We start from the raw sequence: 23,472 nt of genomic DNA on the forward strand, positions 1-23,472 counted from the left end.
CGCCGTTGATGTCAGATCCTGATGTCAAACGCCCCGGACCATGATCGGTCCGGGGCCTTTTGGCTGGTGCCCCCGGCAGGATTCGAACCTGCGACACCCGCTTTAGGAGAGAGGCTGGGCGTAGGACAGGTGACCTGCGGCTTCGCTGGCCGAGCTAAGGGGCACGGATGCACCCGCTAACCACCCTTGTTGACCGCTGTTGACCGTTGCTTCTGGCACGGCTGTGGCACGCGGCTCGTTGCGTGAGCTGACCACGATAGCGACTGAAGGTCACGAGTAGTGACAGGTCGTCACTTCGTGGCTAGGGTTTCCATCTCGTTGCAGGTTGAACCCAAGGCCGGGCGGATAGTCATGCAAGTGTGCGCCGTGGGCCGGAACGGGGAGCCGCACGATGGGGAGGGGGCAACGTACTTGCATTCGATCGCCACGCTGGATCCGAACACGGCTAAAGGCAGATTCGGTGTCGCCTATGTGAAATCGATATTTAGCCAAGCTGCGGTCGGCTTCAACGAGACGGCGCCGGATGAGGATGCCATCGCAGTAGACGGCAGCTTGGAATTCGCGATAGCAGCAGCTCGAGTTCAGATCAAGTGTAGCTCGCAATTCAAAATCTCAGGCAAGAGCGCCACTTGGGACTCAGAGCTGCACTGGCGGGATAGCTGGTCAACCTCGGCTGTGCCGGTATATTTCGTGCTAGTGATTTTGGATTATAAGGATCCCGTGGACTGGGTTCAGCATCACGATGCAGGAACCAATCACAGGGCGGCTGCCTTTTGGGTGCGCGTAAACGGCGCAGGGGCTCCCACTGACAAGATCGTGGTCCCAAAGACGCAGCGACTTACAGCGGCAACGTTGGAATTGTGGGAGAAGGAGGTGAAATCATGCTTCATTCCAACGATGCCCTAGGCTCGCGTGGCGTCAGGATTCCGACTGTCTCTCAGATTCGCACTTACTTGCAAGCGGAGGGATGGGAAAGTCAGCCTCCTGGGTCGGCGGGTACGATCTGGGTTCGCGATGGCGTCATGATCGGCGTTCCAGCTATAGACGACACGGGGATTGCTGTCGGAATCGTTGAGAGAATCGCTAGGCAAGAGCGCAGAAGTCCAAAAGACGTGGCTCTGAGTATTCGATACCACCTAATGGACGTGACGTACCTGCGGGCCGCGAATGATTATGCGATCACCGACACGATCCCATTCGAGGCAGCATCTACGGTGATCGCCTCCGCGCGCAAGTTGCTCAGGGCAGTCGGCACCACTGCGTGGAATGAACGTGGCGAAATCGGGGGCAACTATGCACGCCAGGGGGACGCAGTCTTGCGACGTGCACGGATGGATCACACCCAAGAAGGCTCTTTCATCATTCCCATCCTAGTTCCTCTTCCGCATACACAAGAGGCCCCTGGAGAAGCTGCGCAAACGGCCGACCTCGAGCTATTTCAAGCTGCTCCGGAACCTTTTGAGCGTCGAGTGACGCGCACTTTGGCGCAATCACTTATGGCGGTGAAAGAGATTATTGTCGAGCCTGAGTCCTCGCCCAGTGTGGGAGATCTGCATGCCGTGGTTGCACGCGGTGTCAGCAGGGAGTTTTGCTCTGCGCTAGCTAAGATCCTAACGGAACCCTCGGTTAGCGAGTTCGAGACGAGTTTTGAATGGGCCTCTTCTGTTCCTACCCCAGAGACAATGCCTAATGCAGTGTCCATTGAATCAGATGCTTCCGAAAAGATTGAGGAGGCGGCAGAAAAACTGAAAAAGCATCGCATCGATTCCACATCGACATTCTCGGGGAATATTGTGGAGTTGAGGCATGTGGGAGATGACCCGTTCGGCTTTGCTACAATTTCAACAGTCCGCAGGGGGAGGCGGTCAGAAATCCGGGTTCGCCTTCCCTATGAGGCTTACCAAGAGGCCGTCATTTGGCACCGTGCTCGCCGAGTGGTCATCGTGGATGGTGAGGTGAAACACAGCACTGGAAGGAGATTGGTAGTCGAGAATCCAGTCGGCTTCCGGCCCATCGATGAGATTCTGCTTCCCATTTCCTGACGAACTGGTTCCAATGGCGCTCAAGTCGACTGTTGGCGTTGAGGGTTGGGTTGACCTGCGCTGATGTGCGCGCTACCTGTCGTCGCTTGTCGACGTTGGTCACTGCCGGACGGCCCAGAGACGGCCCAGCCCTCGGGGCGGTGCTCCTGGCCGCGCGGTAGCTCAAGCCGGTGGCGGTCGGCTTCGGTCGGGTCGGTTGCTGTACTTCTCTGCTGACAGCAGATCCCGCATTGCCGTGCGTGCCCGTTGGGCCTGTGCGGGCCAAGCGCTTAGAAGAGAGTGATCTTCTTTCGGATGATCAAGACTGTGACCTGCGGCGGCGTGACGCGAGGGCCGCGCGGTGCGGCCAACGTCACCACGTATTCACCGGAAGCAGCTGATCCGGTTCTGAAGTTCACGCCCGCAGGCCACTTCGGCTGAGGCCCGGAAAACCCGCGGCAGAAGGTAAGTTCACCGTCACAATTACGGGATGAGCCTGTTCGACGCCGACCACTACGACCCCGACGACATGCTGGTGCACCCGCGGCATCAGGCGATGCAGCCGGTCCTGGCCGAGCTCATCCAGCAGTTGCGGGACTGCGAGACCGTGGAGGCCGGCGTCGCCTTCCAGCGGGACCTGCTCAACCGCCTGCTAGAAGTTGAGAAGGACCGCCGGGAGTTCAAGCGTGCCGCCGCCCGAATCCGCAGGTGCAAGTCGCCCCATGGGGAGGCTCCCGAGCCACAATCGGGCCGCGACCTCACCGACGTGGCAACCTGGCTGTTCGAGCACGACGTGTGCGAGCGGCTGGCTCGCCAGCTTCGCTCGGTCGGCGACGCCTTGGCGTGGCGCGTCTTCGGCTTCCACCGACCGTTCATCCTCGCCCTGTGCCGCAACAACTCGCCCGGTCCGATGCACGGCAAAGCAGGGCTGCAGGCGGAACTCGATCGCGTCGAGAGGGCCTTCAAGGAAGACGGCTCCTTCGCACTCCTGCATGACTTGACCAACTGCCTACGCATCGGCGACGTCACGGTCTGGAATGGCGTCCACCCGCCCCGCACCGAGGAGATCAAGACCAACCCGAAGAACCGCAGGGGCGCCCAGATCCGGCGGATCAACCAGGCCGGCGCAGCGGTGCTGAACGGCGGCCCGCTCCCGGGGGACAACGCCTCAGAGCGCCTCCACGACCTGGACCTGCCGCTGCGCACGCATCTGGACGTACTGCGCGAGGCTTCGGAGCGAGCCGCGACCGAGGGCATCCATGCCACCGCAGTGCCCGGCAGCCGGGTCCTGTTCGTCGTCGACCAATACGGATGTGTCCAGCAGGGTCTTTCCTCCGTGCAGTTCAATGAGCGCCTTCAGCAGACCGTCGGTGCCGCGCTGCAGCGGGCAGGGATCGCGGCCGGCCGGGAGGACCACAACGTCCACGCCACCAGCATGGACAGCACGGCCCGCGACCCGCTGCGTGTGCCGTGGGCGAACTACCCGCTGCATCCGGTGGCCTGCGCCCGGCTGATCGGTGACTACGCCGCGGTGACCGTGGAGACCTCCGGGCCTGCTCTGGCTCGCCTGCTGCAGGTGGCTGGCTTGGACGCGCGCTGGATTCGCCCGCCAGGGAAGGCGGACCTGCAGCAGGGAGAGGTCGTCGTGGAGATCCACCGCCAGGAGGAGCTGCGCGCCGTGGCGCTGCCAGGGGGCCTGACTATGACACCGGGCTGGACGGTGCAGATGCGCCGCTCCGAACTGGACCGCTACCTGATCGAGCTTCTCCAACCGGGCTCATGGGTCGCAGGAATCAAGCACGTGCTCGCCGCAAGGCAGGCCGGGCGACCTTGGCCGCACTACCGCAACGAGCACGAGATCTGGGTTTAGTCAGCCCGCGTCAACTGTCCCCGTTGTTCCAGTCGTCGCCGAGCACCCACCGCAGCGCCGACAGCTCACCGAGGAGGTAGGCGACGTTCCACGTCTCATGTTCGTCAGCGGGGATGCTGAACCGCGGGTCGTCGGCGTACTGCTTCTCCACCTGAGCCATCGCGTCTCTCATCATCCGGTCGATCTCAGGTTCCAGCGGCTCCCGTCGGCCGGTCTCGATCCGATTGATGAGCACTTCTTTGCGGTAAAACCAGAGTTTGTCGGTGCGGTACTCCTCGGCGGCGACGATCTCCGCCTCTGTTCGCGGTCGGGAGGCGACGTAGCGAGCCACGAAGTCGTCGCGGCCTTCCAGCAGCTTGCTGAGTTGCGGTCGCTCCCAGTGCTTGACACGGAAGGGCGGCCGGTTGTTCAGCTCATAGGTCTTGATGAAGTCCTTACAGGGATTGGACAGGAAGCTACTGGCGATGACCAGGGCGACGTTCGCCCGCTCCGCGGTGGCCCAGGCGAGAAGCCCGGTGATCTTGTCCGGTGGCACACCCTTCTTGTATTTCTTGCAGTCCACGAACCAGCGTTCGAGGTGAACTGTGCCGTCAAACTCCTCAACCTGGCGCTCAGCGACGATGTCTCGTCCGCCGTCGGCCGGGCTCGCGTTCAGACCAGTGCCCTTGCGCCAGTCAACGTTCACGAACCCGAGCTCGCGCATCAGCTCGAAGCAGAATTCCTCGAACTCGGCGTCCGTCATGTCGTCGTACGGCATGCCTGCGTCATCCACCACTCGGTGAGCGTATCGAGAGGGTCTGGCGGGACGCTCGTGAGTACGCGCTGCCGCCGGAGCTCCAAGCATCCATCCTCGGAGGACGTCCGTACGACCTACGTCACACCTGCATCACCATGTGGCTGAACGCCGGAGTGCCCGTGGCTGAGGTGGCGCGAAGGGTCGGCAACTCACCCGAGGTGAGTCATCGTGTCCATGAGGGCTGCATTTACGGCCAGGAAGAGGTCATGAACAACAAGATTGAACGGGAGCTCGACTGGCCGGAGTGAGTGCCTACTCTGCTGCCCGGCAGGATTCGAACCTGCGCACACGGCTCCGGAGTGATTGCGCTGATCGCCCCTCACATCCCTCTGACCTGCGGCGGTGTCTGTCGGAGGGCGGCCGCGACACGGAGTGTGTCGGAGCCTCCGACTGAGCGGGGCGCCTGCGGTGTGGGGTGCTTCCATGCGTAGTGCTGCTGGTGCTGCACTCGGCGGGGTTGGCGCTAGGCCAAGCGCTTAGAAGATGCGGGCAAGCCTTGGTGGGGCGATCGACTCTTCCCTTGAGATCGCCGTGCCGGGCTGTCGAGTGCCGCTACCGTTCGACAGAGGGGGATACAAAGGTTCACCGGCTATGGCCACCCTTGCCGGGTATTTGCTTGTGCATGCTTGCCCTGGTCTACAGCTCGTACAACGCCGCAAGCACGGTGTGCAATGGGCCGTTCGCACTCAACCTGGTGACGAAATCGAGATGGGACTGCGCCGTGTCCGACGAGCAAAAGCTGCCACTGAGCCTGATGTACGAGCCTGACACGTACCTCTGCTCGTGGTTCCTCCCTGACAACCTTGGTGGCTACATCGACATACCAGGCGACCTTCAACTACGCCCCCTGCGCCCTCCGACCGGACAGGTCTACGGCACCGTGCCGTTGCAACACACAGAGCACCTCCCAGGCGTTGTTGAGACGTCCTTTCCTCAATCCATCAGCGTTCCCGTCCTGTACGGGAGGTTGGCCAATGGCGGATCGGTCACTCTGCTGGATGCGCATGTCCAACTCTGGATGGCAGGCGGTTACATCACAGGTACCGCTGCCCTTCTGGGTAAGTCTGCCTTCTTTGGTCTCGCCGGCGTACCAGCAGCACCTACCTCAGTGGTCCCACCCCGAGTCACCTCGGCAACATTCCAAATCACCGCCCTGGACGCAGCACTTGGTGTTCCACCTATCAAGGACGTCTCCAATCCTCATCTGCCGGGTGGCGAAGAAGGTCGGTGGGCAGCAACAGTCAACGGCAGTGCCGCAAGGACATGGTTGGCTGAGGGCGCTCAACTAACAGTGAGCTACTACCACCGCATGCGCGCGATGGACCCATGCGAGTTCAACCTAGCCTTCAGTCCCGTGGCAACCGTGGCCCTGACCGAGGCTAAGCCGCTCACAATCGCCCTCGATCAGTACATCCAACCGCTGCGCAAGATCCTCTCGATCGCTACCGGTAAGCCCCAGGACCTGTCCTACCTTCACGTGGAACTCGAAGGTCGGGAAGGCAAGTATCAGGTGGTCGGCACCGGCATCACGCAAGCCCCTTTCGCCAGCTCGACCGCGGCCTTTCAAGCGCATAAATCCGTCATACGAGCGCTCCCCGACGAGCTCTCCCTCCTAGACCTCGTCACGCAATGGTCCCAATACGCCGTCGCGCACCACCCCCTAGTTGAGACGTACGGGGCGATGCTGCACACGCCTGACCAGCACCCGCGTTCCCGCTACCTTTTGCTGATCCAAGCCTTGGAAGGCCTGTACGGATACGAGAACAATGCGACCTCCGAGGAACGACAGGCCAAGCACACTGCCAGCTACGAAGAGGCCTTGGCGCATGCGAAGAGCGAGCTAGATGCTAAGACCTTCAAGTTCGTCAAGAAGCACCTGTCGAAGAAACCGTCCATGAGTCTCGACACAGCCCTCGACGCCCTGATCACGGGTCTGCCCGTCAACATCATGGATCGCCTGGGCGCAACAGAGCTCATCAAGGAAGTAAAGGCCGTGAGCACGGCCACTGACTTGACCACAGCAGGGGCCTTGCGGGTGGTCCGCAACGACCTAGCTCACGGAAATCGCGGCTACGAGCCAAACCGCCTGCAAGGAGTGGTGCATCTCCTGGAGTTCATAGTGCGTGGACATGCCCTACGCATGCTGGGATGCCCCGAGGCTGTGATCAGCCGCGTCTTTCCCGCAGATTGAAAATCTGCCGGCTTCGCCTTCCCAGGTTCGAATCCTGGCGCCGCCACGCTAGTGGAAACCGGCCCTTGACCAGCAAGTTTGGTCGAGGGCCGGTTTCGTTGTGTCTGCTGGCCGTCGCCGTGATTCCCCGCTGTTCCCCGGCCGTTCTGGCACACCTGTGGCACGATGTTGTGGCCGTGATCACGCGGGCGGTGGGGCTCGGGGGCTTCCCGCTGTATGGGAGAGATAGGAAGGGGAGGGTTCGGGATGTTGGTCAAGCCAGGGCATGAGCTGTATCCGTCCACCGACGGCTGCTTCCTCTGCGCCAAGCCGTTCGACGGTACAGGTACAGCGGTGACGTGGGTCGGCGTCGGTGCGAGGATCTATCTTCACGGGGAGTATTGCGCCGGTTCGTTCGTCCTCCGCGTCGCTCGGGACGCTTGGCAGGTAGAGCACGATCGGGGCGACTCCTCGGCCTGAGCGATGAAGGCCGGCGGAGCAACTTTGGGCTGAAGTTTCAGTGGGCGAGTCAAGTCACGACTCCCAAGAAGGTCTGCTGCCAGATACTCGACCTGGTTGGATCGGCCCATGGGTGATGAATTGGGCGTCGTCATCGGCGTTGTCGGTACGCTCCTCGGCGCGTCGCTAACTGGTGGCTTCACCTTGTTGCAGGGGCGGCAGAGCAGCCGCGAGAAACAACAAGATCGGCTTGAACAGCGGTGGCTCGTTCATCGAGAGGCGAGGCGGGAGGCTTACCTCAAGCTGTTGTCCAAGCACTACGCCTTCGACAAGCTTGTCGAGGCACTCTGGGTGAGCAGGCCGAGCAGTAATGGTCAGTTGATCAGTGACTCTGACGCTGTCATCGCTGATCTCTGGGAGCTCGTCACCGTGGTTAAGCTGGAAGGCCCGCCGTCGGTCGGTGAGGCGGCTCAAGAACTCGTCAAGGTCAACTGGGATGTCCTCTTCGGCCTGTATGACCTCGATCGAATAGCCACCGAGCAAGGTGATGAGCCTCGTCTGGTTGACCTAACCACCAGGCGCGTAGAGGAGCTCGACGAGAAGCGCCATGACACGCTTGCTGCCTTCATCCGTGCTGCTCGGGCAGCCATCGGTGGGGAAGCTGGTGATCTCAAGTAGTCTGCCCGTCAGCTTGACGCCGCGGTTGGCGTAGCGACTTTGGCCGGGAGTTTCAATGACCCAGTCAAGTGCCGCTACTCGGGTCCCGGAGCACCAGTTTGGAAGATTGCGTATGCGGATCTGTCCTGGCCTGGGCTGGTGCTGACCTGCGCGAACGTGAGCGGCTGGCCGTCATTCCCCGTTGTTCCCCGCGGATTACCGCCCCATCGGGCACGGCAGGGGCACGCGGCGTCGTCAAATGTGATGTATCTCGCAGTGCGGCATGTCGATCGGGGCAGGCTAGATCTTCTGGAAGTGGTGAGCCGAGTCCGCTATCGGGGGCGCTTGCTCAGTGCACTTTGCTGACCTGGGCTGATCCCTCGGCCAGTTGTCATCATCTGTCACCGCTGGCCGCCGCCGGACGGCCCAGAGACGGCCCGACCCTTATATCCGTGCACCGTGTTGCAGACGGCCCTACGCTGATCGTCATGCCGAACCGGGTGCCGATCAGCGACGAATTACGTTCCGCGTTGGGCTCTCCCAGGAAGACCCAGCTCCTGGACAGCAGCCCACGCTCCCGTGTATGGCGGGTGGAGCTGCGCGGTGGTCGCCGGGTAATCGTCAAACAGATCACCGATGAAGGCGGAAGCGGGCCCGACGGGGATGCGCGCTATGCGCGGGAGGTCGCTGCATTGCGGCTCGCTGCGCGGGCGACCCGGCCGCCCATCGCGCCCGCATTGCTCGGAACGGATCCGCCGTCACGCGTGATGGTCCTAGAGTACCTGGCCGACCTCGGAGCAGTGGACGACTGGATGCCGGGCTACGCGGAGTCCCTCGCCAGGCTGCACGCTGTCACCGGCCCGGCCGACGCGGGCACGCTCCCCACCTGGTCCGGACCGACGGCCGCCGACGCCGAATCCTTCCTCGCCCTCGCGAAGGCGCTTGAGGTACCCGTACCGCCCGGAGTGTCGAACGAACTCGCTGGCCTGATCGACCGGCTCGACCCCGCGCCCCATCATGCGCTGCTGCACGGAGACCCCTGTCCCGGCAACGACCTGCGCACAGCCGCCGGGGTCCACTTCGTCGACTTCGAGCAGGCGTCGCTGGGCAACGGCCTCGTCGAACTCGCCTACTTCCGCATCGGGTTTCCGACCTGCTGGTGTGCTATGTCCGTCACCGGTGCGCCGCTCGCGGAAGCTGAGGAGGTCTACCGTGCCAGCTGGCGGGGCCTCACCGGCAGGGACGTTCCCGGCGACCTTGCCGACGCCTGCGCCGGCTGGCTGATCCGTGGTGACGCACTCGTCCAACGTGCCCACCGCGAGTCCGTCGACCATCTCGCACGGGTGTCGGTGGACGACTTCGAGTGGGGCTACATCTCCGCCCGAGAACGCCTCGTCCACCGACTTGGTGTGGTCGCCGACATGACCTGCGACCATGACCTCCTGCACGCACTCGGTCACCTCAGCGCAGCGCTGGCCGCCCGCCTGCTGGAACGCTGGCCCACACTGCGCCCACTGCCCACGCAGAGCACACGACCCTGGCACTGACAAGCCAGTGGCTGCTGGCTGACGCCACTCGACACCGCGAGGGCGGTGTAGCGGGTTTGGCCGGTGGCCTGCCTGGGCTGGGGTCGAGCATGGGCAGGGGGCCGTACGCTGGTTGGCAACTCGGGCAGGCTTGTCCCCTGCCCGCAATGTGTCCGAGTGGCCCCCTGGTCTTGCTCGACGCGGGTCCCGGACCGGGTAGGTGGGTAGAGCCGCGGAGCCGACCGGCACCCCCGCCGGCCTTTTCTCTCGGCCAGGGTGCTCGCTTCAGCCGCGCGACCGGCGGAGCCGGGGCCCGGAGCGGGGCGGAGACAGGAGCGGCGGGCCCCGGCGGTGAGCCGGGGAGCGCGCGGCGAGCGTGAGCGAGCCGCCTTGAACCCGTAAAGAAGGTTGTTACTCAGTCAGGCGGCGCTGGTTTCGGGCGCGTTCGCGCTCTACCTCGTAGACGACTGTTTCGGCGCAGTCGATGGCGAGTCGGAGCTTGTCCAGGACGTCGTGGCGTGCAGCTGCGGCAAGGTCGCTGGGTGGTAGCTCCCGGTCGGGCGTTCCGGCGGGGATCCAGGTGCTGCGGTGGCTGTGGTCGCGTACGACGTCAGCGCAGGCTCGGACGACCGCGTTCATGGCCGTGTTGATCTCGTAGCGGTGGCGCTGGTCGGTCTCCGCCTCGGCGCCACTGGCCCGCCCCGGGGTTACGGCCATGTCGTCGTTCCCTCACCTGTCCGGATCGGCGCCGGTACGCGGAGTTCCGCGGTGACGGTCCAGCCCTGGTGGTCGCCGTGGACCTGGACGTGAGTGGCGAGCATGGCGACCATGCCCAGTCCTCGGCCGTGGACGGCTTCCGCGTCGGGGTGCTCGACCCGTGGGGCGGTGTGGGCGCCTCCTCCGTCGGTCACGGAGATCGCTATCACGTGAGCGGATCGCGCGAGGGAGATGTGGAAGGTGCCCTTGCCGTCGCCGCTTGCCGTGTGGATCAAGGCGTTCGTGCCCAGTTCGCTGACGATCAGTGCCGCGTCATCGGCGGATGGAGTGTCGCTGAGGATGTCGCGGGTCCAGCGGCGGGCCCGGCTCACCTCTTCCGGGAATCCTGGGCAAGTGAGTCCCCAGACCCGCACTGTACTCGTATACTCGTCCATACAAGTTCCTTCGTGCTGGTAGGCGGCCATGGCTGGTGGATTCGTGCTAGACGAGTTTCACGCCGTCGTGGGCGCGTATGGCCGGCGGGGATGCGGCGTCCAGCGCGTCCAGAACGCGGATCGCGTATGCCTCGTCGGCAAGCTCGGTGACCTCATCGCGGGTGACCCAGCGCAGTGCCCGGGTCTCCTCGCCCGTGGTGGGATGACCGTCCATCGCTTCACAGCGGAAGACGAGGGCGACGATCAGGGCGTTCATGTTCTTGTAGACGCCGGTCAGGGTCGCGGGAAGCGCGATCTTGATTCCGGTCTCTTCGTAGACCTCGCGCTGGAGTGCATCCGGGATGGTCTCGCCCGGCTCCAGGACTCCGCCCGGCGGCTCCCACTTGCCGTTATCCCGCCGCTTGATCAGCAGCGCCCGGTCCTGGTCGTCGACGATGACTCCGGCGACGCTCACGGAGTGCGGGCGCTCAGTGCTCACGTTCCTCTGCCCCTTCGGCGGCTGGCTAGGCTCTCCACCGTAGCAATAAAGGTCGGCTGCTCGTCTAGACACCTAAAGGAGTGCTCATGGCTTCCAACCTTTCCGGCATCATCGGCGCGCTGGACCCGACCAGCGACCGGGCGGTCTTCCGGCAGATCGCCGACCAGCTGCGCGAAGCGATCGACAAGGGCCGCTTCAAGGAGGGGGACAAGCTGCCGTCCGAAACGGCCCTGGTCGAGCATTACGGCGTATCGCGGATGACCGTCCGCAACGCCCTCTCCGTCCTCCAGGGCGAGGGCCTAGTGGTCTCCGAGCACGGCAAGGGCGTGTTCGTCCGGCCCCGCCCGCCCGTCCGGCGACTGGCCTCCGACCGCTTCGCACGCAGGCACCGCGAGCAGGGAAAGGCGGCGTTCACCGTCGAGGCGGAAGCCGCGGGCAGCCGCCCCGAAGTGGACAGCCTGGAGGTACGCGAAGAGCGGCCATCGCAGGACATCTCCGCCCGGCTCGGCTCTCCCCGCCGTGTACTGGCTCGCCGCCGCCGCTATCTGCTGGACAAGCGGCCCGTGGAGTTCGCCACCTCGTACATCCCGCTCGACCTCGCGCGGAACACCCCCATCGCCGAACCCAACCCCGGCCCCGGCGGTATCTACGCCCGGCTGGAAGAGATCGGCCACCGCCTCGACCGCTTCGAGGAGGAGATCCGCGCCCGGATGCCCTCGCCGCAAGAAGTCAAGACGCTCCAACTCGCCGCCGGCGTCCCGGTAATCCACCTGATCCGTACGGCGTTCGACACCGAGGGGCGCGCGGTGGAGGTCTGCGACACGGTCATGGCGGCTGACGCATACGTCCTCGCCTACCAACTGCCCGCCACCTGACCTGTGGTGATGGGGTGTTGAGAAGCTGCGGCGTCTGGGCGCTTCCGCGAACTCGCACACACCACCAGGGATACTCGTCTAGACGAGTAGCTGACATGCGTGGCACAGTGGTCTCCGTTCCCGGCGTCAACGGGAGCGCTCAATGCATCTTGTCTAGATGACTAGATGCCCGTGGAGACAAGGAGAAGTCGTTGCGTTTCATCCGAGTTGAGACCTCATCCGCCACGATGCTGCTGACCGAGGAGCCGCAGCCCAAGGTCAACCGGCAGACCGGCGAGATTGCCAAGGACGCCGAGAGCGGTCAGACGCTCATGAACGTCGGCGTGGTCTACATCGATGGGGGAGAGTCCTCTCTGATCCGGGTCACCGTGCCGGAGCGCGGTGTCACCGAGGGGCTGGCCATGGGGGCGCCTGTCACGCTGCTGGGCCTGATCGCTCGCCCTTGGGAGAGTGTGTTCAATGGCCAGCAGCGGCACGGCATCGCCTACCGTGCCGACGCGATCGCCCCGGCCGCGCTCCCGGTCCCGGCGGAGGCCTGACCGCCGTGTCCGACCTGATGACGCTGATAGAGGTGGGCGGCCCCCTTGCTGCTACGGCAGGCGGGGCCGCGTACCTCCGAGCCAAGCACCCGGCGGTCTACTGGTCGGCGGTCGGGCTGCCGGTCTCCACGGCCCGGCTGGTCGGCTCGTACCAGTCGGTCATGGAGTCCTGCGGGCTGACCGTGGCGCCCGCCCGGCTACGGGCCCTGGCGATACACGCAGCCACCCGCCGAGAAGTGCGGCCGGTGCCGCCCCGTCGCGGGATCATCCGCCCGACAACGACGGGCCTGAGGCTCCGGCTGCGGCTGGCGCCGGGCCAGGAACCGGCGGACGTGGCGGCCTCGGCCGAACGGCTGCGGCATGCCTGGGGCGTCCACGCCGTGTACGTGTCGGAGGTCAAGCCCGGCGTGGTCGAGCTGCGGCTCGTCGGCTTCGATGTGCTGCGCAAGGTGCGGATGCCCCGCAAGGCCAACGGCGGCTTCCTCAAGGTGCCGGTGGCTCTGCGGGAGGACGCGACCCCGTTCGTACGGGACTACCGCGCTATCCCGCACCAACTGACGCTAGGCGCCACGCTGTCGGGCAAGTCGATGTTCCTGCGCCACCTGCTCACCAGCCTGGCCCGGCAACCGGTCGCGCTGGTCGGGATCGACTGCAAGCGCGGGGTGGAGCTCGCCCCGTTCGCCGCGCGCCTGTCGGCCCTGGCCACCGACCCCGAGCAGGCAGCGGAGTTGCTGCCGATGCTCGTACAGCTCATGGAGGACCGATACGACCTGATCAAGGCCCGACAGGGCATCGACCCAGACACCCCGGAGGAGGAGATCACATCGGACATCTGGGGCCTGCCAGGATCGGAACGGCCGGTGCCGGTGGTGCTGTTCGTCGATGAAGTCGCCGAACTGTTCCTGACCGCGACCCGCAAGGACGAGGAACGGCGAGACGAGATGGTCACTCAGCTCATCCGGCTCGCCCAACTCGGCCGCGCGGCCGGGATCTACCTGGAGGTGTGTGGGCAGCGGTTCGGTGCTGAGCTGGGCAAGGGCGCCACCATGCTCCGCGCGCAGCTCACGGGCCGTGTCTGCCACCGCGTCAACGACGAAGCCTCCGCGAAGATGGCGCTCGGCGATATCGCCCCGGAAGCGGTCGGTGCCGCCTGTGCCATCGCTCCCGAACGGCCCGGTCTGGCGGTCGCCGGTGATACCTCCGGCGGCTGGTCTCGCATCCGTACGCCGTACCTGTCCCTCGGCGAAGCCGCAGCCGTCTGCCGGACCCATGCCCATCTCGTCCCGGACCTGCCCGCTCTCGCTCCCTTCCGGCCCGCCGTGCCCACTCCGCCAGTGGACGCCCCGGCTCCGCTGGTCAAGCCGCGGCCCGTGACCGAGTAATCCGCTTCCCACCTCCACGGCCGGCGTGACCGCCTCGCGCCATGCCCCTACCCCTGCCATGCCTGATCCCGGAAGGAGCCGCACCATGCGCGCCTACCTGGCACGTATCGACGCGGTGCTGGTCCAGGCGGTCATCGCCGCCGCGCTGTCCTTCGCCCACCTGCACGACATCGCCTCGGCGGCCGGACAGGACGGGTGGAAAGCCTGGGCCTACCCGGTCTCGGTTGACCTGCTGCTGGTCGCTGCCTGGCAGCGCCTGCGGTCGGGATCGTCCAGGGCCTCCGGCTGGTGCTGGTTCCTCATCGCCCTGACGGCCTCGCTCGGGGCGAACGTCGCCACCGCCGGACTGCTCGACCTGACCGACGTACCAGCCTGGCTGCGCATCCTCGTGGCTGGCTGGCCAGCCGTGGCCTTCCTCGGCGGGACGCTGCTCGCTCACACCGCCTCGGCCTCCGAGGCCGAGGCGGAACCCAAGCGGAAGGAGCCGGAGCCTGAACCGGTCGAGCTCGCCCGCATCGACCAGGAGTCGACGGAGCTGTCCCTGACCGCGGCTCCGGAACCGCCCTCCGAACCGGAACCAGAACCTGAGCGGGACGCACCGCAGATCCCGCCCGTGCTGGTCGAACACGCCCGCAAGATCGCCGACGACCACCGCGCACGCACCGGTAAGCCAATCGACACCCCGGCCCTGCGCGCCCGTCTCGGCGTCACGGCCCCGCTGGCCGAGGCCATCGCCGCCCACCTCACTTGATGGAAGGAGAACACGACCATGCGCCCGTCCACCCTCCGCGCCCTCCAGCGCGCCGCCGAACTGACTAGACAAAACCGTCTGGTTGAGGCCGTACGCATCGCCGAGCCCGTCATCCTCTCCGCCGACGACATCGAGGGCGCCGAGATCAAGCGCTGGCTCGCCGAGCACGCCGACGACTTCACCGGCCGAGAGGAGATCGGCTGATGCCCGCGCACCGCCGCTTCCGCAATGTCACCCGCATCGGCCCCGTCCAGGTCGGCACCGCCTACGACAGCCGAGGCCGCGAGAAGCACACCGCCGCCTGCACCGCGCCCCGTTGCGGCTTCTCGGCCGACTACGACAGCCGCGCGGCAGCCGAGCTGGCCGCTCGTACCCACCGCTGCCCCGTCCGTTGAAAGGACCTTGCCCCGTGACCGTCAGCCTGCCGCTCGTCCTCGTCCTGGGCGTCATCGCCTGGGCCGCGATCAAGTTCCTCGGCGTCCGCATGTGGGTCGTCGTCGTGATCGCCCTGTTCGGGTTCTGGCTCTCCCACACCTTCCTCGCGCCCACCATCGAGTCCGGCACGCGTTCCGGCGTGAACGTTGTCAACGGCATACATGACTAGACGAGTAGCTGAGAGGAGAACTCCCATGCTCCGCCCGAAGTACCCGGAAGCCCCCGCCCTGCCGACAGCCCACCTGATCACCTCGGCCGCGCCCGCTCAGCACGGGCCTTCCCCAGCCTGCTCGTGCCGAGAGACATCCGCCGCCCCCGCTCCGGCTCGCCGGGTCGCGCCCTCGATCGGCATCAGTGCTGGAGCAATCGCCGCCGTGGTCACGGTCGGCGTGGTCCTCACCGCTCTGCTGAGCGCGGTCGCTGTCTCGGCGGTGTCCGTCGCCGTCGCTGCCGTCGTCCTGCGCTCCCTGCTGGGCTCCCAGCGCCACCGCTGAACAACCGCCGCCGGGGCGGTCCGATACCGCCAAGCATCCGCCGCCCCGGGCAGCCCGTCACTTGCGAACGAGTCGAAGAGGAGGAACCCATCATTACCCGCGCCACCCCGCCCCCGGTGCTCGAACTGGGCAAGCTCGCGTCGCTCGGCACCCTGCCCGCGCTCATCGGCCAGCTCGCGGGCCTCGGCGGCTGCACCAACCCTGTCCGGCTCGACGGCCACCGCACTGAACAGGAAGTCGACCGCCGGACCGGCGAGATCGGCCGCATCCTGCATCACCTGGACTCGACGAACCTCCCAGCCGGTCACCTCCTGGTGCGCTGCAACAACCGCCGCGCCACCCGCTGCCCGGCCTGTGCCGAGACCTACCGCCGCGACACCTTCCACCTGATCACTGCCGGACTGCGCGGCGGCAAGGGCACCCCCGAAGAAGTCACCAACCACCCGCGCGTCTTCGCCACCTTCACCGCTCCCAGTTTCGGCCCGGTCCACAACCGGCTGACGAGTCCCGGCGGCAAGGTCCGCCCATGCCGGTGCGGAATCGTGCACGACCAGGGTGACGGCGCCCTCGGCAGCCCGCTCGACCCGGATACATACGACTACGAGGCCGCCGTCCTGTGGAACGCTCACGCAGGGCCGCTGTGGCGGCGCTTCTCGATCTACCTGCGCCGAGAGGTCGCCAAGCGCGCCGGACTCACACAACGGGCCTTCCGGCAGCACGCGCGGGTGTCCTTTGCAAAGGTCGCCGAGTACCAGAAGCGTGGCGCCGTCCACTTCCATGCCGTGATCCGCCTCGATGGCCCGGACGGTGGTGACACCCTGCCGCCGGCCTGGGCCACGGTCGAGCTGCTGACTGATGCCATTCGTGCCGCTGCCGAGAAAGCACAGGTCGCGGGTCCTGTTGTGGATGGCCGGTGCCACACCTTCGCATTCGGCCGTGAGCTCGACGTGCGGCCAATCCGCGGCCCCGAGTTCGCTGGTGGCTCGGAGCTGACCGAGCGAGCCGTTGCCGCCTACATCGCCAAGTACGCCACCAAAGGCGCCGAGACAGCCACCGGCACCCTGGACCGCCGCCTGAAGTTCCTCGCCGAGCTGGCCCAGCTTGACATCTCCGAGCACGCCCGGCGCCTGATCCGCACGGCCTGGACGCTCGGTGCCCGCAAGGACCTGGAACACCTCCGGCTCCGCGCATGGGCCCACATGCTCGGCTTCCGCGGCCACTTCTCCACCAAGTCCCGCCGCTACTCAACCACCCTCGGTGCCCTCCGCGATGCACGCGCCGAGTGGCGCCGAGCCCAAGCCATGGCGGCCCCCGGTGCACCGAACCAGGAGGAAACCACCCTCGTCCTCTCGCACTGGGTCTTCGCCGGAACCGGCCTCACCCCCGGCGAAGCCTGGCTAGCCCAATCCATCGCACCCGCCCCCGGAACGGAAGGAGAACCCACCAGTGGCTGACCGCTACCTCACTGTTGCGCAGGTGGCCGAACTCCTCGGCACCACGCAACGCTTCCCGCGGCGCCTGATCGCCGAGCGACGCATCACGTTCGTCAAGGTCGGCCGACACGTCCCTATCCCGGAGAGCTCGCTGACCGCCTTCATCGACGCCAACACGGTGCAGCCGATCGGCCACCGGCGTAGCTCGCTTCGGAGGGCTGCCTGATGGCCAACAAGAGGGGGAGGCGCAGGAGTTTCGGGTCGGTCCGGCAGCTTCCATCCGGCCGTTGGCAGGTCCGCTACCGCGATCCCGAAACGGGCCAACTGCGCCCGGCCGAGAAGACGTACCCGACCAAGAGCGACGCCCAAGCGGCTCTCACGCACATCGAGTCCGACGTCACGCGTGGGCAGTGGTCGGACCCGGACGCCGGGGCGGTGAACTTCGAGGAGTACGCCACCTCATGGCTGCGGGACCGGAAGCTGGCCGATCGCACCCGCGAGCGGAATGAGTCGGTGATGCGGCTCCATATCCTGCCCACCTTCGGGGCAGGGAGCGTGGCTGACGTGACGACGGCCCGGGTTCGCAGCTGGCGGGGCAAGCTCCTGACTGCAGGAATCGGGGAGCCGACGGTGGTGAAGGCATACCAACTGCTGCGGGCCTTGATGAACACCGCCGTGGACGACGAGCTGATTCGCCGCAACCCCTGCCGGATCAAAGGCGCGGACCGCTACGACGTGCCCGAGCGGCCGGTTCTCACGGTGCCGGAGGTCTTCGCTATTGCCGACGCGATCGGGCCGCGGTACCGGCTGCTCGTTCTCCTCGCGGCCTTCACCACCCTGCGCTTCGGTGAGTTGGCGGCCTTGCGGCGTAGGGACATCGACCTTGAGGCGCTGAGTGTCACCGTCCGTCGGGCACAGGCCGAGTTGCAGAACGGCCGGCTCTTCGACAAGGCGCCGAAGTCCGCGGCCGGGGTGCGCTCCGTCTCCTTCCCGGCTGAGCTGCTCGACGAGGTCACACGCCACCTGGAACAGTTCGCCGCTCCAGGCCGTGACGGTCACGTCTTCGTCGGGCCACAGGGCGGGCAGCTGCGGCGGAGCAACTTCCGGGACGACTGGGTCAAGGCCCGGAAGGCTGCGGGCGTTACGGCCGAGCTGCACTTCCACGATCTGCGGCACACGGGCAATACGCTGGCCTCCACGGCCGGGGCCAGTACACGCGAGCTGATGACCCGCATGGGCCACAGCAGCTCGCGCGCCGCGCTGATCTACCAGCACATGACCAGTGACCGTGACCGGGCCATCGCCGACCGGCTCGGTGCCATGATCCGGGGTGGTGGGGGAGACGCTTCCGACCGCTCCGAGAAGGACCCTGCGGGCCCGTAGTGGCACGCCTGTGGCACGACCCCTGAAATGCCGAAGGGCCAGCCTGGGAGGAAACCCTTCCTGAGCTGGCCCTTCTGGTTGTGCCCCCGGCAGGATTCGAACCTGCGACACCCGCTTTAGGAGAGCGGTGCTCTATCCCCTGAGCTACGGAGGCGTGGGGACCCACGGGTCCCGGGGGATAGCGTAGCGGACCCGCTCAGCGGCCCGGTCGGGACTTCCGGAGGTGGTGTCCGGGGGAGTCGGGGGGATGCCGTCCCGCACGCGGCGGCCACGGCACCCCTCCGTACGCGGCGGCCCGGCACCCCTCCGTACGCGGCGCCCCGCCGCGCCCCCGCGGCCGCGGCCTACGAACCCTTGGCGACGGGGGCCGCGGCCTACGAACCCTTGGCGACGGGGGCCGCGGCCTACGAACCCTTGGCGACGGCGGCCGCGGTCTACGGACGGACGACCCGCACCCGGTACGTGTCCGAGGCGTCCTTGCCCGTCACCGCGATCGTGACCCCCGTCCGGGGATCCGTCATCACCCCGCCCACCCCATAGGGCGCGTCCGTCAGCTCCGCGCTCACGTTCGGCCAGCGGGCACAGCCGCCGCTGTGCGGTGCGCTGTCGGATACCGTCACCGGCCCCTTGCCGCTGTCGACCGCGGTGTCCACCCAGTAGACCAGCACCCCGGGCTTGCATATCGCGGCGTCGTTGCCGCCCTGTGTGCGGACCTCCACGGCGTACCCCGTGTGGTTGGTGACCGGTATGTACATCAGCTTCGTCCCGCCGCGCCGGGCCAGCGGGCTGAGGAAGTGATCGCTGCTGCCGCTGCCCTGCGGGCAGTCGACCTGTGCGGCATCCAGCCAGCCGAGCTTGCGCTTGTGCCAGCCCAGGAAGTCGTTGTTGGCCCCCCAGTCCTCGGACATCACATCCCAGTGCCCGACCTTCCCGCCGCCCTGCGTGGTGTAGAGGTCGGGCAACCCGAGTGCGTGTGCGTTCTCGTGCGGCAGCACCCGGTACGCGTTCGCCGCCGCCGTCTCCGAGCCGTCGTTCTGGCGGCTGTAGACGAACGACACATGGTCGAGCGAGACCCCGTCGGCCTGGGGTGCGTCTTGCAGGCCCGTGAAGGTGACGGACAGGACGGTGTCGAGGGCGGAGGGCCCGGCGTTGGGAGTGACCAGGACGTTGACCAGGTCGTAGTCGCTGAAGTCGACCCGGCTGTCAGCGGCGGCCGCGACGTCCTTGACCAGCTGCCGGTAGCCGGGCTCGTACCCGGCGCCGCGCACGATGCCGTACGAGGCGAAGCTGCGGGGCATCCGCAGCCATTTCATGATCGGCGCCCGCACCTGGTAGTCGAGGGCGCCGTAGGAGCTGGTGGCGTACCACCGGGAGGTCGTCGGGAAGAACTCGGCGAACCGGTCCGGGGCCGTGCCCGCGCCCCTCACGTCGGGAAAGTCGATCATCAGAGTGAGGGCCTTGAGGGTGCCGGTGCTCGGGGTGTGGCCCGGCGGCGTCGGGAGGCCCTCGGACATCTGCACCCCGGGGACGGTGACGGGGGCGCAGGGGGCGCCCGGCTGGGCCGTGGTCGCGCTGAGCGAACCGGCGAAGCCGTGGTCGGTGGTGGCCGTGGCCGTACTGGGGGCCGTTATGGCGAGGGCAGCGGAGGCGAGGAGAGCGGTGGTACGGCGAGGCCTGCGTATGCGCTCGCCCTGCCGCCCCCGCGGCCCTCGCCGGCCCTCCGCGTAGCGGCAGTTGCGTGCATATCGGGGATCTCGCTGGCGGGGTGGTTGCATACGGCCGCCTCCGGTCCCGGGCAGCCGTCCCTTCTCGGCTGCGCTGTGGGATCACCGTGCGGCGGCTGCCGGTTCTGACGCGCGCCGGGTGCGGCCGGACGGGCGGATCGTATGGGCCGTTCGGGCGCTGTGCGGAGTCATACGGTTACGAATCGTAGTGTTAGGCAGGAGTGGCACAGGTCACTTCCGGGCCGGGAAATATCCGGGGACACACTCCCCGTTTGGAACGGTGTCCGCATGAAACGGGGAACTGGACGAGGCGCTGGCGATCTACGCGCAGCCCAAGCAGCGCGGGCGGGCCGCGGCCAGACCGCCGCTGAAAGTCGCTCCCCGGATCCAAGCAGAGGGGAGTGCCGCCATGGTCACCACCAGCAGCTCGCCGCGCCGGCAGCACCAGGAACCCCGGCTGCGGGCGGACGCCCTGCGCAACCGTGAACGGATCGTCGCCGCCGCCCGGGAGATGCTCGTCGAGCAGGGACCCGAGGTCCCGCTGGACGAGGTCGCACGCCGCGCCGGCGTCGGCAACGCCACGCTCTACCGGCACTTCCCGGATCGCAGTGCCCTGATCCACCGCGTCACCCTGCACGTCATGGCCCGGATCGCCGACCAGGCGGAGGCCGCGCTCGCCGAGGAGGCGGACGCCTTCCAGGCGCTGCGCCGCTTCGTACACGCCGCGGCCGACGAGCGGATCGGTGCCCTGTGCCCGCTGCTCTCCCAGGACATCGACAAGAACCACCCCGAGCATGTCGCGGCCCGCGATTGTCTCGACAGCGCCATCGAGACCCTCATGGACCGTGCGCGCCGTTCGGGACAGCTGCGTACCGACATCGCCGTCGGTGACCTGATGGTCGCCCTGACCCAACTCACCCGCCCGCTTCCGGTGCCCGGCACCGGTTGCCCTCGGTTCGACCAGTTCGTGCACCGCCATCTGCAGCTCTTCCTGGACGGCCTGCACACCCCGGCGCGCTCTGAACTGCCGGGCTCCGCAGCCACATTGGAAGACCTACGGCAGCGGTCGTGACAGCACTCTTCTGCGACCCGTACCCGCCAAGCCGTCAACCCCCCTCGTACGCACCGCCTCTGACCGACTTCTCCGCACGCTAGGTAGGCCCACCCATGCCTGATGCAGCCCGTCAGCTCGACCCGAGACGCTGGAAAGCCCTCGTCTTCATCGCCCTCGCCCAGTTGATGGTCGTCCTGGACGCGACCGTCGTGAACATCGCCCTGCCCTCCGCCCAGGCGGACCTCGGGATATCCGACGGCAACCGGCAGTGGGTCATCACGGCCTACTCCCTGGCCTTCGGCGGGCTCCTGCTCTTCGGCGGCCGGATCGCCGATCTGTGGGGCCGTAAGCGTGCCTTCGTGGTCGGCCTGTTCGGCTTCGCCGCGGCCTCCGCGCTCGGCGGCGCGGCGGTCGGCACCGGCATGCTGCTCGGCTCGCGTGCGCTGCAGGGTGCCTTCGGCGCGCTGCTCGCCCCGTCGGCGCTGTCCCTGCTCGCGGTGATGTTCACCGAGGCCAAGGAGCGCGCCAAGGCGTTCGGTATCTACGGCGCGATCGCGGGCGGCGGCGGTGCCCTCGGTCTGATCCTCGGCGGCTTCCTGACGCAGTACCTGGACTGGCGCTGGACGTTCTATGTGAACATCCCGTTCGCCGTGATCGCCGCCCTGGGTGCGCTGTTCGTCGTCCGGGAGCCGGAGGGCACCCGCAACCGCTCCCCGCTCGACATTCCGGGCGTCGTGCTGTCCACCCTCGGCCTGGTCTCGCTGGTCTACGGGTTCACGCGCGCCGAGTCCGACGGCTGGGACGACAGCCTCACCATCGGTCTGTTCATCGCGTCGGCGGTGCTGCTCCTGTCCTTCGTGGCGGTGGAGTCCCGGGTCAAGGCCCCGCTGCTGCCGCTGCGCGTCGTGGCCCAGCGCAACCGGGGCGGGGTCTACCTGTCGCTGGGCCTCGCGGTCATCGCGATGTTCGGGCTGTTCCTCTTCCTCACGTACTACCTGCAGGTCGTCAAGGGCTACTCGCCGGTGAACACCGGCTTCGCCTTCCTCCCGATGATCGCGGGCATGATCACCGGATCGACGCAGATCGGCGCCCGTCTGATGACCCGCGTCCAGCCGCGCCTGCTGATGGCCCCGGGCTTTCTGCTCGCCGCCACCGGCATGCTGACGCTGACGCAGCTGGAGGTCGACAGCTCGTACGCCACCCTGGTCCTGCCCGCACAGCTGATGCTGGGTCTCGGCATGGGTACGGCCTTCATGCCGGCCATGAGCCTGGCCACCCACGGAGTCGAGCCGCGGGACGCCGGTGTCGCCTCCGCGATGGTCAACACCTCGCAGCAGGTCGGCGGTGCCATCGGAACGGCGCTGCTGAACACCATCGCGGCGAGTGCCACCACGGCGTACGTCACCGCGCACGCGGCCGGCGCCCGGTCGGCGGAGGCGCTGAAGCTGCAGGCGATGGTGCACGGCTACAGCACCGCCATCTGGTGGGCGGTCGGCATTCTGGTCCTGTCGGCGACGATCGCCTTCACCTTCGTCACCACCGGTGGCCCGAGCGCCGGTATGCCGGTCGCGGGCTCCGGGGAAGGCGCGGACAAGAGCGAGACGGTGACGCCTGTCCTCGCCCGCTGAGGGCGGTCCGCGCGAGCGGGGCGAGCCGCGCCCGGTACCACTCCCCGGCGCCGGGCGCGGCTCAGTGCTTCCGTACGGGAAGGGCGGTCAGCGCAGCCAGGGCAGGTCGGCGCCGCTGTCCGGCTGCAGCCCCTCGGCGATCACGTCGCAGATCTCGCCCAGCTGGGCGACCTGCTCGGGAGTGAGCCGGTCGAACACCGCGCCGCGCACGGCAGAGACATGGCCCGGCGCGGACCTCTCCAGCATCCGGTAGCCCTCATCCGTGAGGACGGCCAGCTGGCCGCGCTTGTCGGAGGGGCAGTCCTCGCGGCGCACCCAGCCGTTCTTCTCCAGCCGCGCCACGGCATGGGAGAGCCGGGACCGCGTGATCTTGGCGTGCTGGGCCAGCTCGGTCATCCGCATCCGGCGGCGGGGCGCGCACGAGAGGCAGACCAGCAGACCGTAGTAGACGTGGGGCATACCGGCGTCGCGCTGCAGCTGGCGGTCGAGATGGTCCTCCAGGAGCGCCGTGGCGTGCAGATAGGCCTGCCAGGTGCGCTGTTCATCGTCGCTGAGCCAGCGCGGCTCGGGTCCCTGCGTCATGCATGCACTGTACGGCGCATTGCTTGAAATTTAAACTTGATTGGCGTAGGGTGGCTTCTGTGGA

The 23,472-nt window shown here is 67.0% G+C and carries 25 protein-coding genes and 2 tRNA genes; 19 read left to right on the forward strand and 8 right to left on the reverse strand.

Annotated elements, in window-relative coordinates; all coding sequences use genetic code 11:
* Nucleotides 1-64 precede the first annotated feature (64 nt).
* A tRNA-OTHER gene (locus ACY34J_RS10090) sits at nt 65-150 on the reverse strand.
* Nucleotides 151-411: 261 nt separating this feature from the next.
* Here ACY34J_RS10090 and ACY34J_RS10095 point away from each other — a divergent pair.
* The 3 genes from ACY34J_RS10095 (at nt 412) to ACY34J_RS10105 (ending at nt 3,891) form a co-directional block, all read left to right on the forward strand.
* Nucleotides 412-906, forward strand: a complete 495-nt coding sequence (locus tag ACY34J_RS10095) for a DUF4365 domain-containing protein (protein ID WP_462726128.1) — start codon at nt 412-414, stop codon at nt 904-906.
* Nucleotides 882-2,042 (forward strand): hypothetical protein, encoded by a 1,161-nt coding sequence (locus tag ACY34J_RS10100; protein WP_462726127.1) that lies wholly within the window; start codon nt 882-884, stop codon nt 2,040-2,042. The genes ACY34J_RS10095 and ACY34J_RS10100 overlap by 25 nt, the downstream gene beginning before the upstream one ends.
* 469 nt (nt 2,043-2,511) lie before the next feature.
* Nucleotides 2,512-3,891, forward strand: coding sequence for a hypothetical protein (locus tag ACY34J_RS10105; protein ID WP_462726126.1), 1,380 nt, complete (start codon nt 2,512-2,514; stop codon nt 3,889-3,891).
* 10 nt (nt 3,892-3,901) lie between these two features.
* Here the strand turns inward: ACY34J_RS10105 and ACY34J_RS10110 are convergent, their stop codons facing one another.
* On the reverse strand, nt 3,902-4,666 hold the full coding sequence (locus ACY34J_RS10110; protein ID WP_462726125.1) for a restriction endonuclease: 765 nt from the start codon (nt 4,664-4,666) through the stop codon (nt 3,902-3,904).
* A gap of 643 nt (nt 4,667-5,309) precedes the next feature.
* Between ACY34J_RS10110 and ACY34J_RS10115 the strand changes: the two genes are divergently transcribed.
* The 3 genes from ACY34J_RS10115 to ACY34J_RS10125 all read left to right on the forward strand — a co-directional run bounded on the left by ACY34J_RS10115 (nt 5,310) and on the right by ACY34J_RS10125 (nt 9,520).
* Nucleotides 5,310-6,878, forward strand: coding sequence for an ApeA N-terminal domain 1-containing protein (locus ACY34J_RS10115; protein WP_462726124.1), 1,569 nt, complete (start codon nt 5,310-5,312; stop codon nt 6,876-6,878).
* Nucleotides 6,879-7,445: 567 nt separating this feature from the next.
* Nucleotides 7,446-7,994 carry a hypothetical protein gene (locus ACY34J_RS10120; protein WP_462726123.1) on the forward strand — a complete coding sequence of 183 codons (549 nt, stop codon included), beginning with the start codon at nt 7,446-7,448 and terminating at the stop codon, nt 7,992-7,994.
* A gap of 467 nt (nt 7,995-8,461) precedes the next feature.
* Nucleotides 8,462-9,520, forward strand: coding sequence for a phosphotransferase (locus ACY34J_RS10125; RefSeq protein ID WP_462726122.1), 1,059 nt, complete (start codon nt 8,462-8,464; stop codon nt 9,518-9,520).
* A 390-nt stretch (nt 9,521-9,910) separates the two neighbouring features.
* Here the strand turns inward: ACY34J_RS10125 and ACY34J_RS10130 are convergent, their stop codons facing one another.
* The 3 genes from ACY34J_RS10130 to ACY34J_RS10140 are packed head-to-tail and all read right to left on the reverse strand — an operon-like array spanning nt 9,911 to nt 11,104.
* A complete protein-coding gene (locus ACY34J_RS10130; RefSeq protein WP_462726121.1) occupies nt 9,911-10,216 on the reverse strand; it encodes a hypothetical protein in 306 nt (101 codons plus the stop codon).
* Nucleotides 10,207-10,650 carry an ATP-binding protein gene (locus ACY34J_RS10135; protein ID WP_462726120.1) on the reverse strand — a complete coding sequence of 148 codons (444 nt, stop codon included), beginning with the start codon at nt 10,648-10,650 and terminating at the stop codon, nt 10,207-10,209. The genes ACY34J_RS10130 and ACY34J_RS10135 overlap by 10 nt, the downstream gene beginning before the upstream one ends.
* A 46-nt stretch (nt 10,651-10,696) precedes the next feature.
* Nucleotides 10,697-11,104 (reverse strand): NUDIX hydrolase, encoded by a 408-nt coding sequence (locus ACY34J_RS10140; RefSeq protein WP_462726187.1) that lies wholly within the window; start codon nt 11,102-11,104, stop codon nt 10,697-10,699.
* A 110-nt stretch (nt 11,105-11,214) separates the two neighbouring features.
* Between ACY34J_RS10140 and ACY34J_RS10145 the strand changes: the two genes are divergently transcribed.
* From ACY34J_RS10145 to ACY34J_RS10195, 11 genes are all read left to right on the forward strand, one after another.
* Nucleotides 11,215-12,003 carry a GntR family transcriptional regulator gene (locus ACY34J_RS10145; protein ID WP_462726119.1) on the forward strand — a complete coding sequence of 263 codons (789 nt, stop codon included), beginning with the start codon at nt 11,215-11,217 and terminating at the stop codon, nt 12,001-12,003.
* 191 nt (nt 12,004-12,194) lie between these two features.
* Nucleotides 12,195-12,542 (forward strand): SCO3933 family regulatory protein, encoded by a 348-nt coding sequence (locus ACY34J_RS10150; RefSeq protein WP_462726118.1) that lies wholly within the window; start codon nt 12,195-12,197, stop codon nt 12,540-12,542.
* 5 nt (nt 12,543-12,547) lie between these two features.
* Nucleotides 12,548-13,924 carry an FtsK/SpoIIIE domain-containing protein gene (locus tag ACY34J_RS10155; RefSeq protein ID WP_462726117.1) on the forward strand — a complete coding sequence of 459 codons (1,377 nt, stop codon included), beginning with the start codon at nt 12,548-12,550 and terminating at the stop codon, nt 13,922-13,924.
* An 85-nt stretch (nt 13,925-14,009) separates the two neighbouring features.
* Nucleotides 14,010-14,675, forward strand: coding sequence for a DUF2637 domain-containing protein (locus ACY34J_RS10160; protein WP_462726116.1), 666 nt, complete (start codon nt 14,010-14,012; stop codon nt 14,673-14,675).
* Nucleotides 14,676-14,693: 18 nt separating this feature from the next.
* Nucleotides 14,694-14,879: a hypothetical protein gene (locus tag ACY34J_RS10165; protein ID WP_462726115.1), complete on the forward strand. Its 186-nt coding sequence runs from the start codon at nt 14,694-14,696 to the stop codon at nt 14,877-14,879.
* Nucleotides 14,879-15,070: a mobile element transfer protein gene (locus ACY34J_RS10170; protein WP_462726114.1), complete on the forward strand. Its 192-nt coding sequence runs from the start codon at nt 14,879-14,881 to the stop codon at nt 15,068-15,070. Before ACY34J_RS10165 ends, ACY34J_RS10170 begins: the two co-directional genes overlap by 1 nt.
* A 14-nt stretch (nt 15,071-15,084) precedes the next feature.
* Nucleotides 15,085-15,279 carry a hypothetical protein gene (locus ACY34J_RS10175; protein WP_462726113.1) on the forward strand — a complete coding sequence of 65 codons (195 nt, stop codon included), beginning with the start codon at nt 15,085-15,087 and terminating at the stop codon, nt 15,277-15,279.
* Nucleotides 15,280-15,304: 25 nt separating this feature from the next.
* Nucleotides 15,305-15,604 (forward strand): hypothetical protein, encoded by a 300-nt coding sequence (locus ACY34J_RS10180; protein ID WP_462726112.1) that lies wholly within the window; start codon nt 15,305-15,307, stop codon nt 15,602-15,604.
* Nucleotides 15,605-15,720: 116 nt separating this feature from the next.
* A complete protein-coding gene (locus ACY34J_RS10185) occupies nt 15,721-17,058 on the forward strand; it encodes a replication initiator (RefSeq protein ID WP_462726111.1) in 1,338 nt (445 codons plus the stop codon).
* Nucleotides 17,051-17,263, forward strand: coding sequence for an excisionase family DNA-binding protein (locus ACY34J_RS10190; RefSeq protein WP_462726110.1), 213 nt, complete (start codon nt 17,051-17,053; stop codon nt 17,261-17,263). Before ACY34J_RS10185 ends, ACY34J_RS10190 begins: the two co-directional genes overlap by 8 nt.
* Nucleotides 17,263-18,420, forward strand: coding sequence for a tyrosine-type recombinase/integrase (locus tag ACY34J_RS10195; protein ID WP_462726109.1), 1,158 nt, complete (start codon nt 17,263-17,265; stop codon nt 18,418-18,420). Before ACY34J_RS10190 ends, ACY34J_RS10195 begins: the two co-directional genes overlap by 1 nt.
* Before the next feature lie 81 nt (nt 18,421-18,501).
* Here ACY34J_RS10195 and ACY34J_RS10200 read toward each other — a convergent pair.
* Both ACY34J_RS10200 and ACY34J_RS10205 read right to left on the reverse strand, forming a co-directional pair.
* Nucleotides 18,502-18,574: transfer RNA gene (locus ACY34J_RS10200), tRNA-Arg, on the reverse strand.
* 280 nt (nt 18,575-18,854) lie between these two features.
* Nucleotides 18,855-20,195 (reverse strand): M6 family metalloprotease domain-containing protein, encoded by a 1,341-nt coding sequence (locus ACY34J_RS10205; protein ID WP_462726108.1) that lies wholly within the window; start codon nt 20,193-20,195, stop codon nt 18,855-18,857.
* Nucleotides 20,196-20,553: 358 nt separating this feature from the next.
* Between ACY34J_RS10205 and ACY34J_RS10210 the strand changes: the two genes are divergently transcribed.
* Both ACY34J_RS10210 and ACY34J_RS10215 read left to right on the forward strand, forming a co-directional pair.
* Nucleotides 20,554-21,216 carry a TetR/AcrR family transcriptional regulator gene (locus ACY34J_RS10210; RefSeq protein ID WP_462726107.1) on the forward strand — a complete coding sequence of 221 codons (663 nt, stop codon included), beginning with the start codon at nt 20,554-20,556 and terminating at the stop codon, nt 21,214-21,216.
* 95 nt (nt 21,217-21,311) lie between these two features.
* Nucleotides 21,312-22,826 (forward strand): MFS transporter, encoded by a 1,515-nt coding sequence (locus ACY34J_RS10215; RefSeq protein ID WP_462726106.1) that lies wholly within the window; start codon nt 21,312-21,314, stop codon nt 22,824-22,826.
* An 87-nt stretch (nt 22,827-22,913) separates the two neighbouring features.
* On the opposite strand, the gene ACY34J_RS10220 is transcribed toward ACY34J_RS10215, so the two are convergent.
* Nucleotides 22,914-23,408, reverse strand: coding sequence for a MarR family winged helix-turn-helix transcriptional regulator (locus ACY34J_RS10220; protein WP_462726105.1), 495 nt, complete (start codon nt 23,406-23,408; stop codon nt 22,914-22,916).
* Between the last annotated feature and the right edge of the window lie 64 nt (nt 23,409-23,472).

Source organism: Streptomyces sp. HSS9-12, from assembly GCF_054963655.1.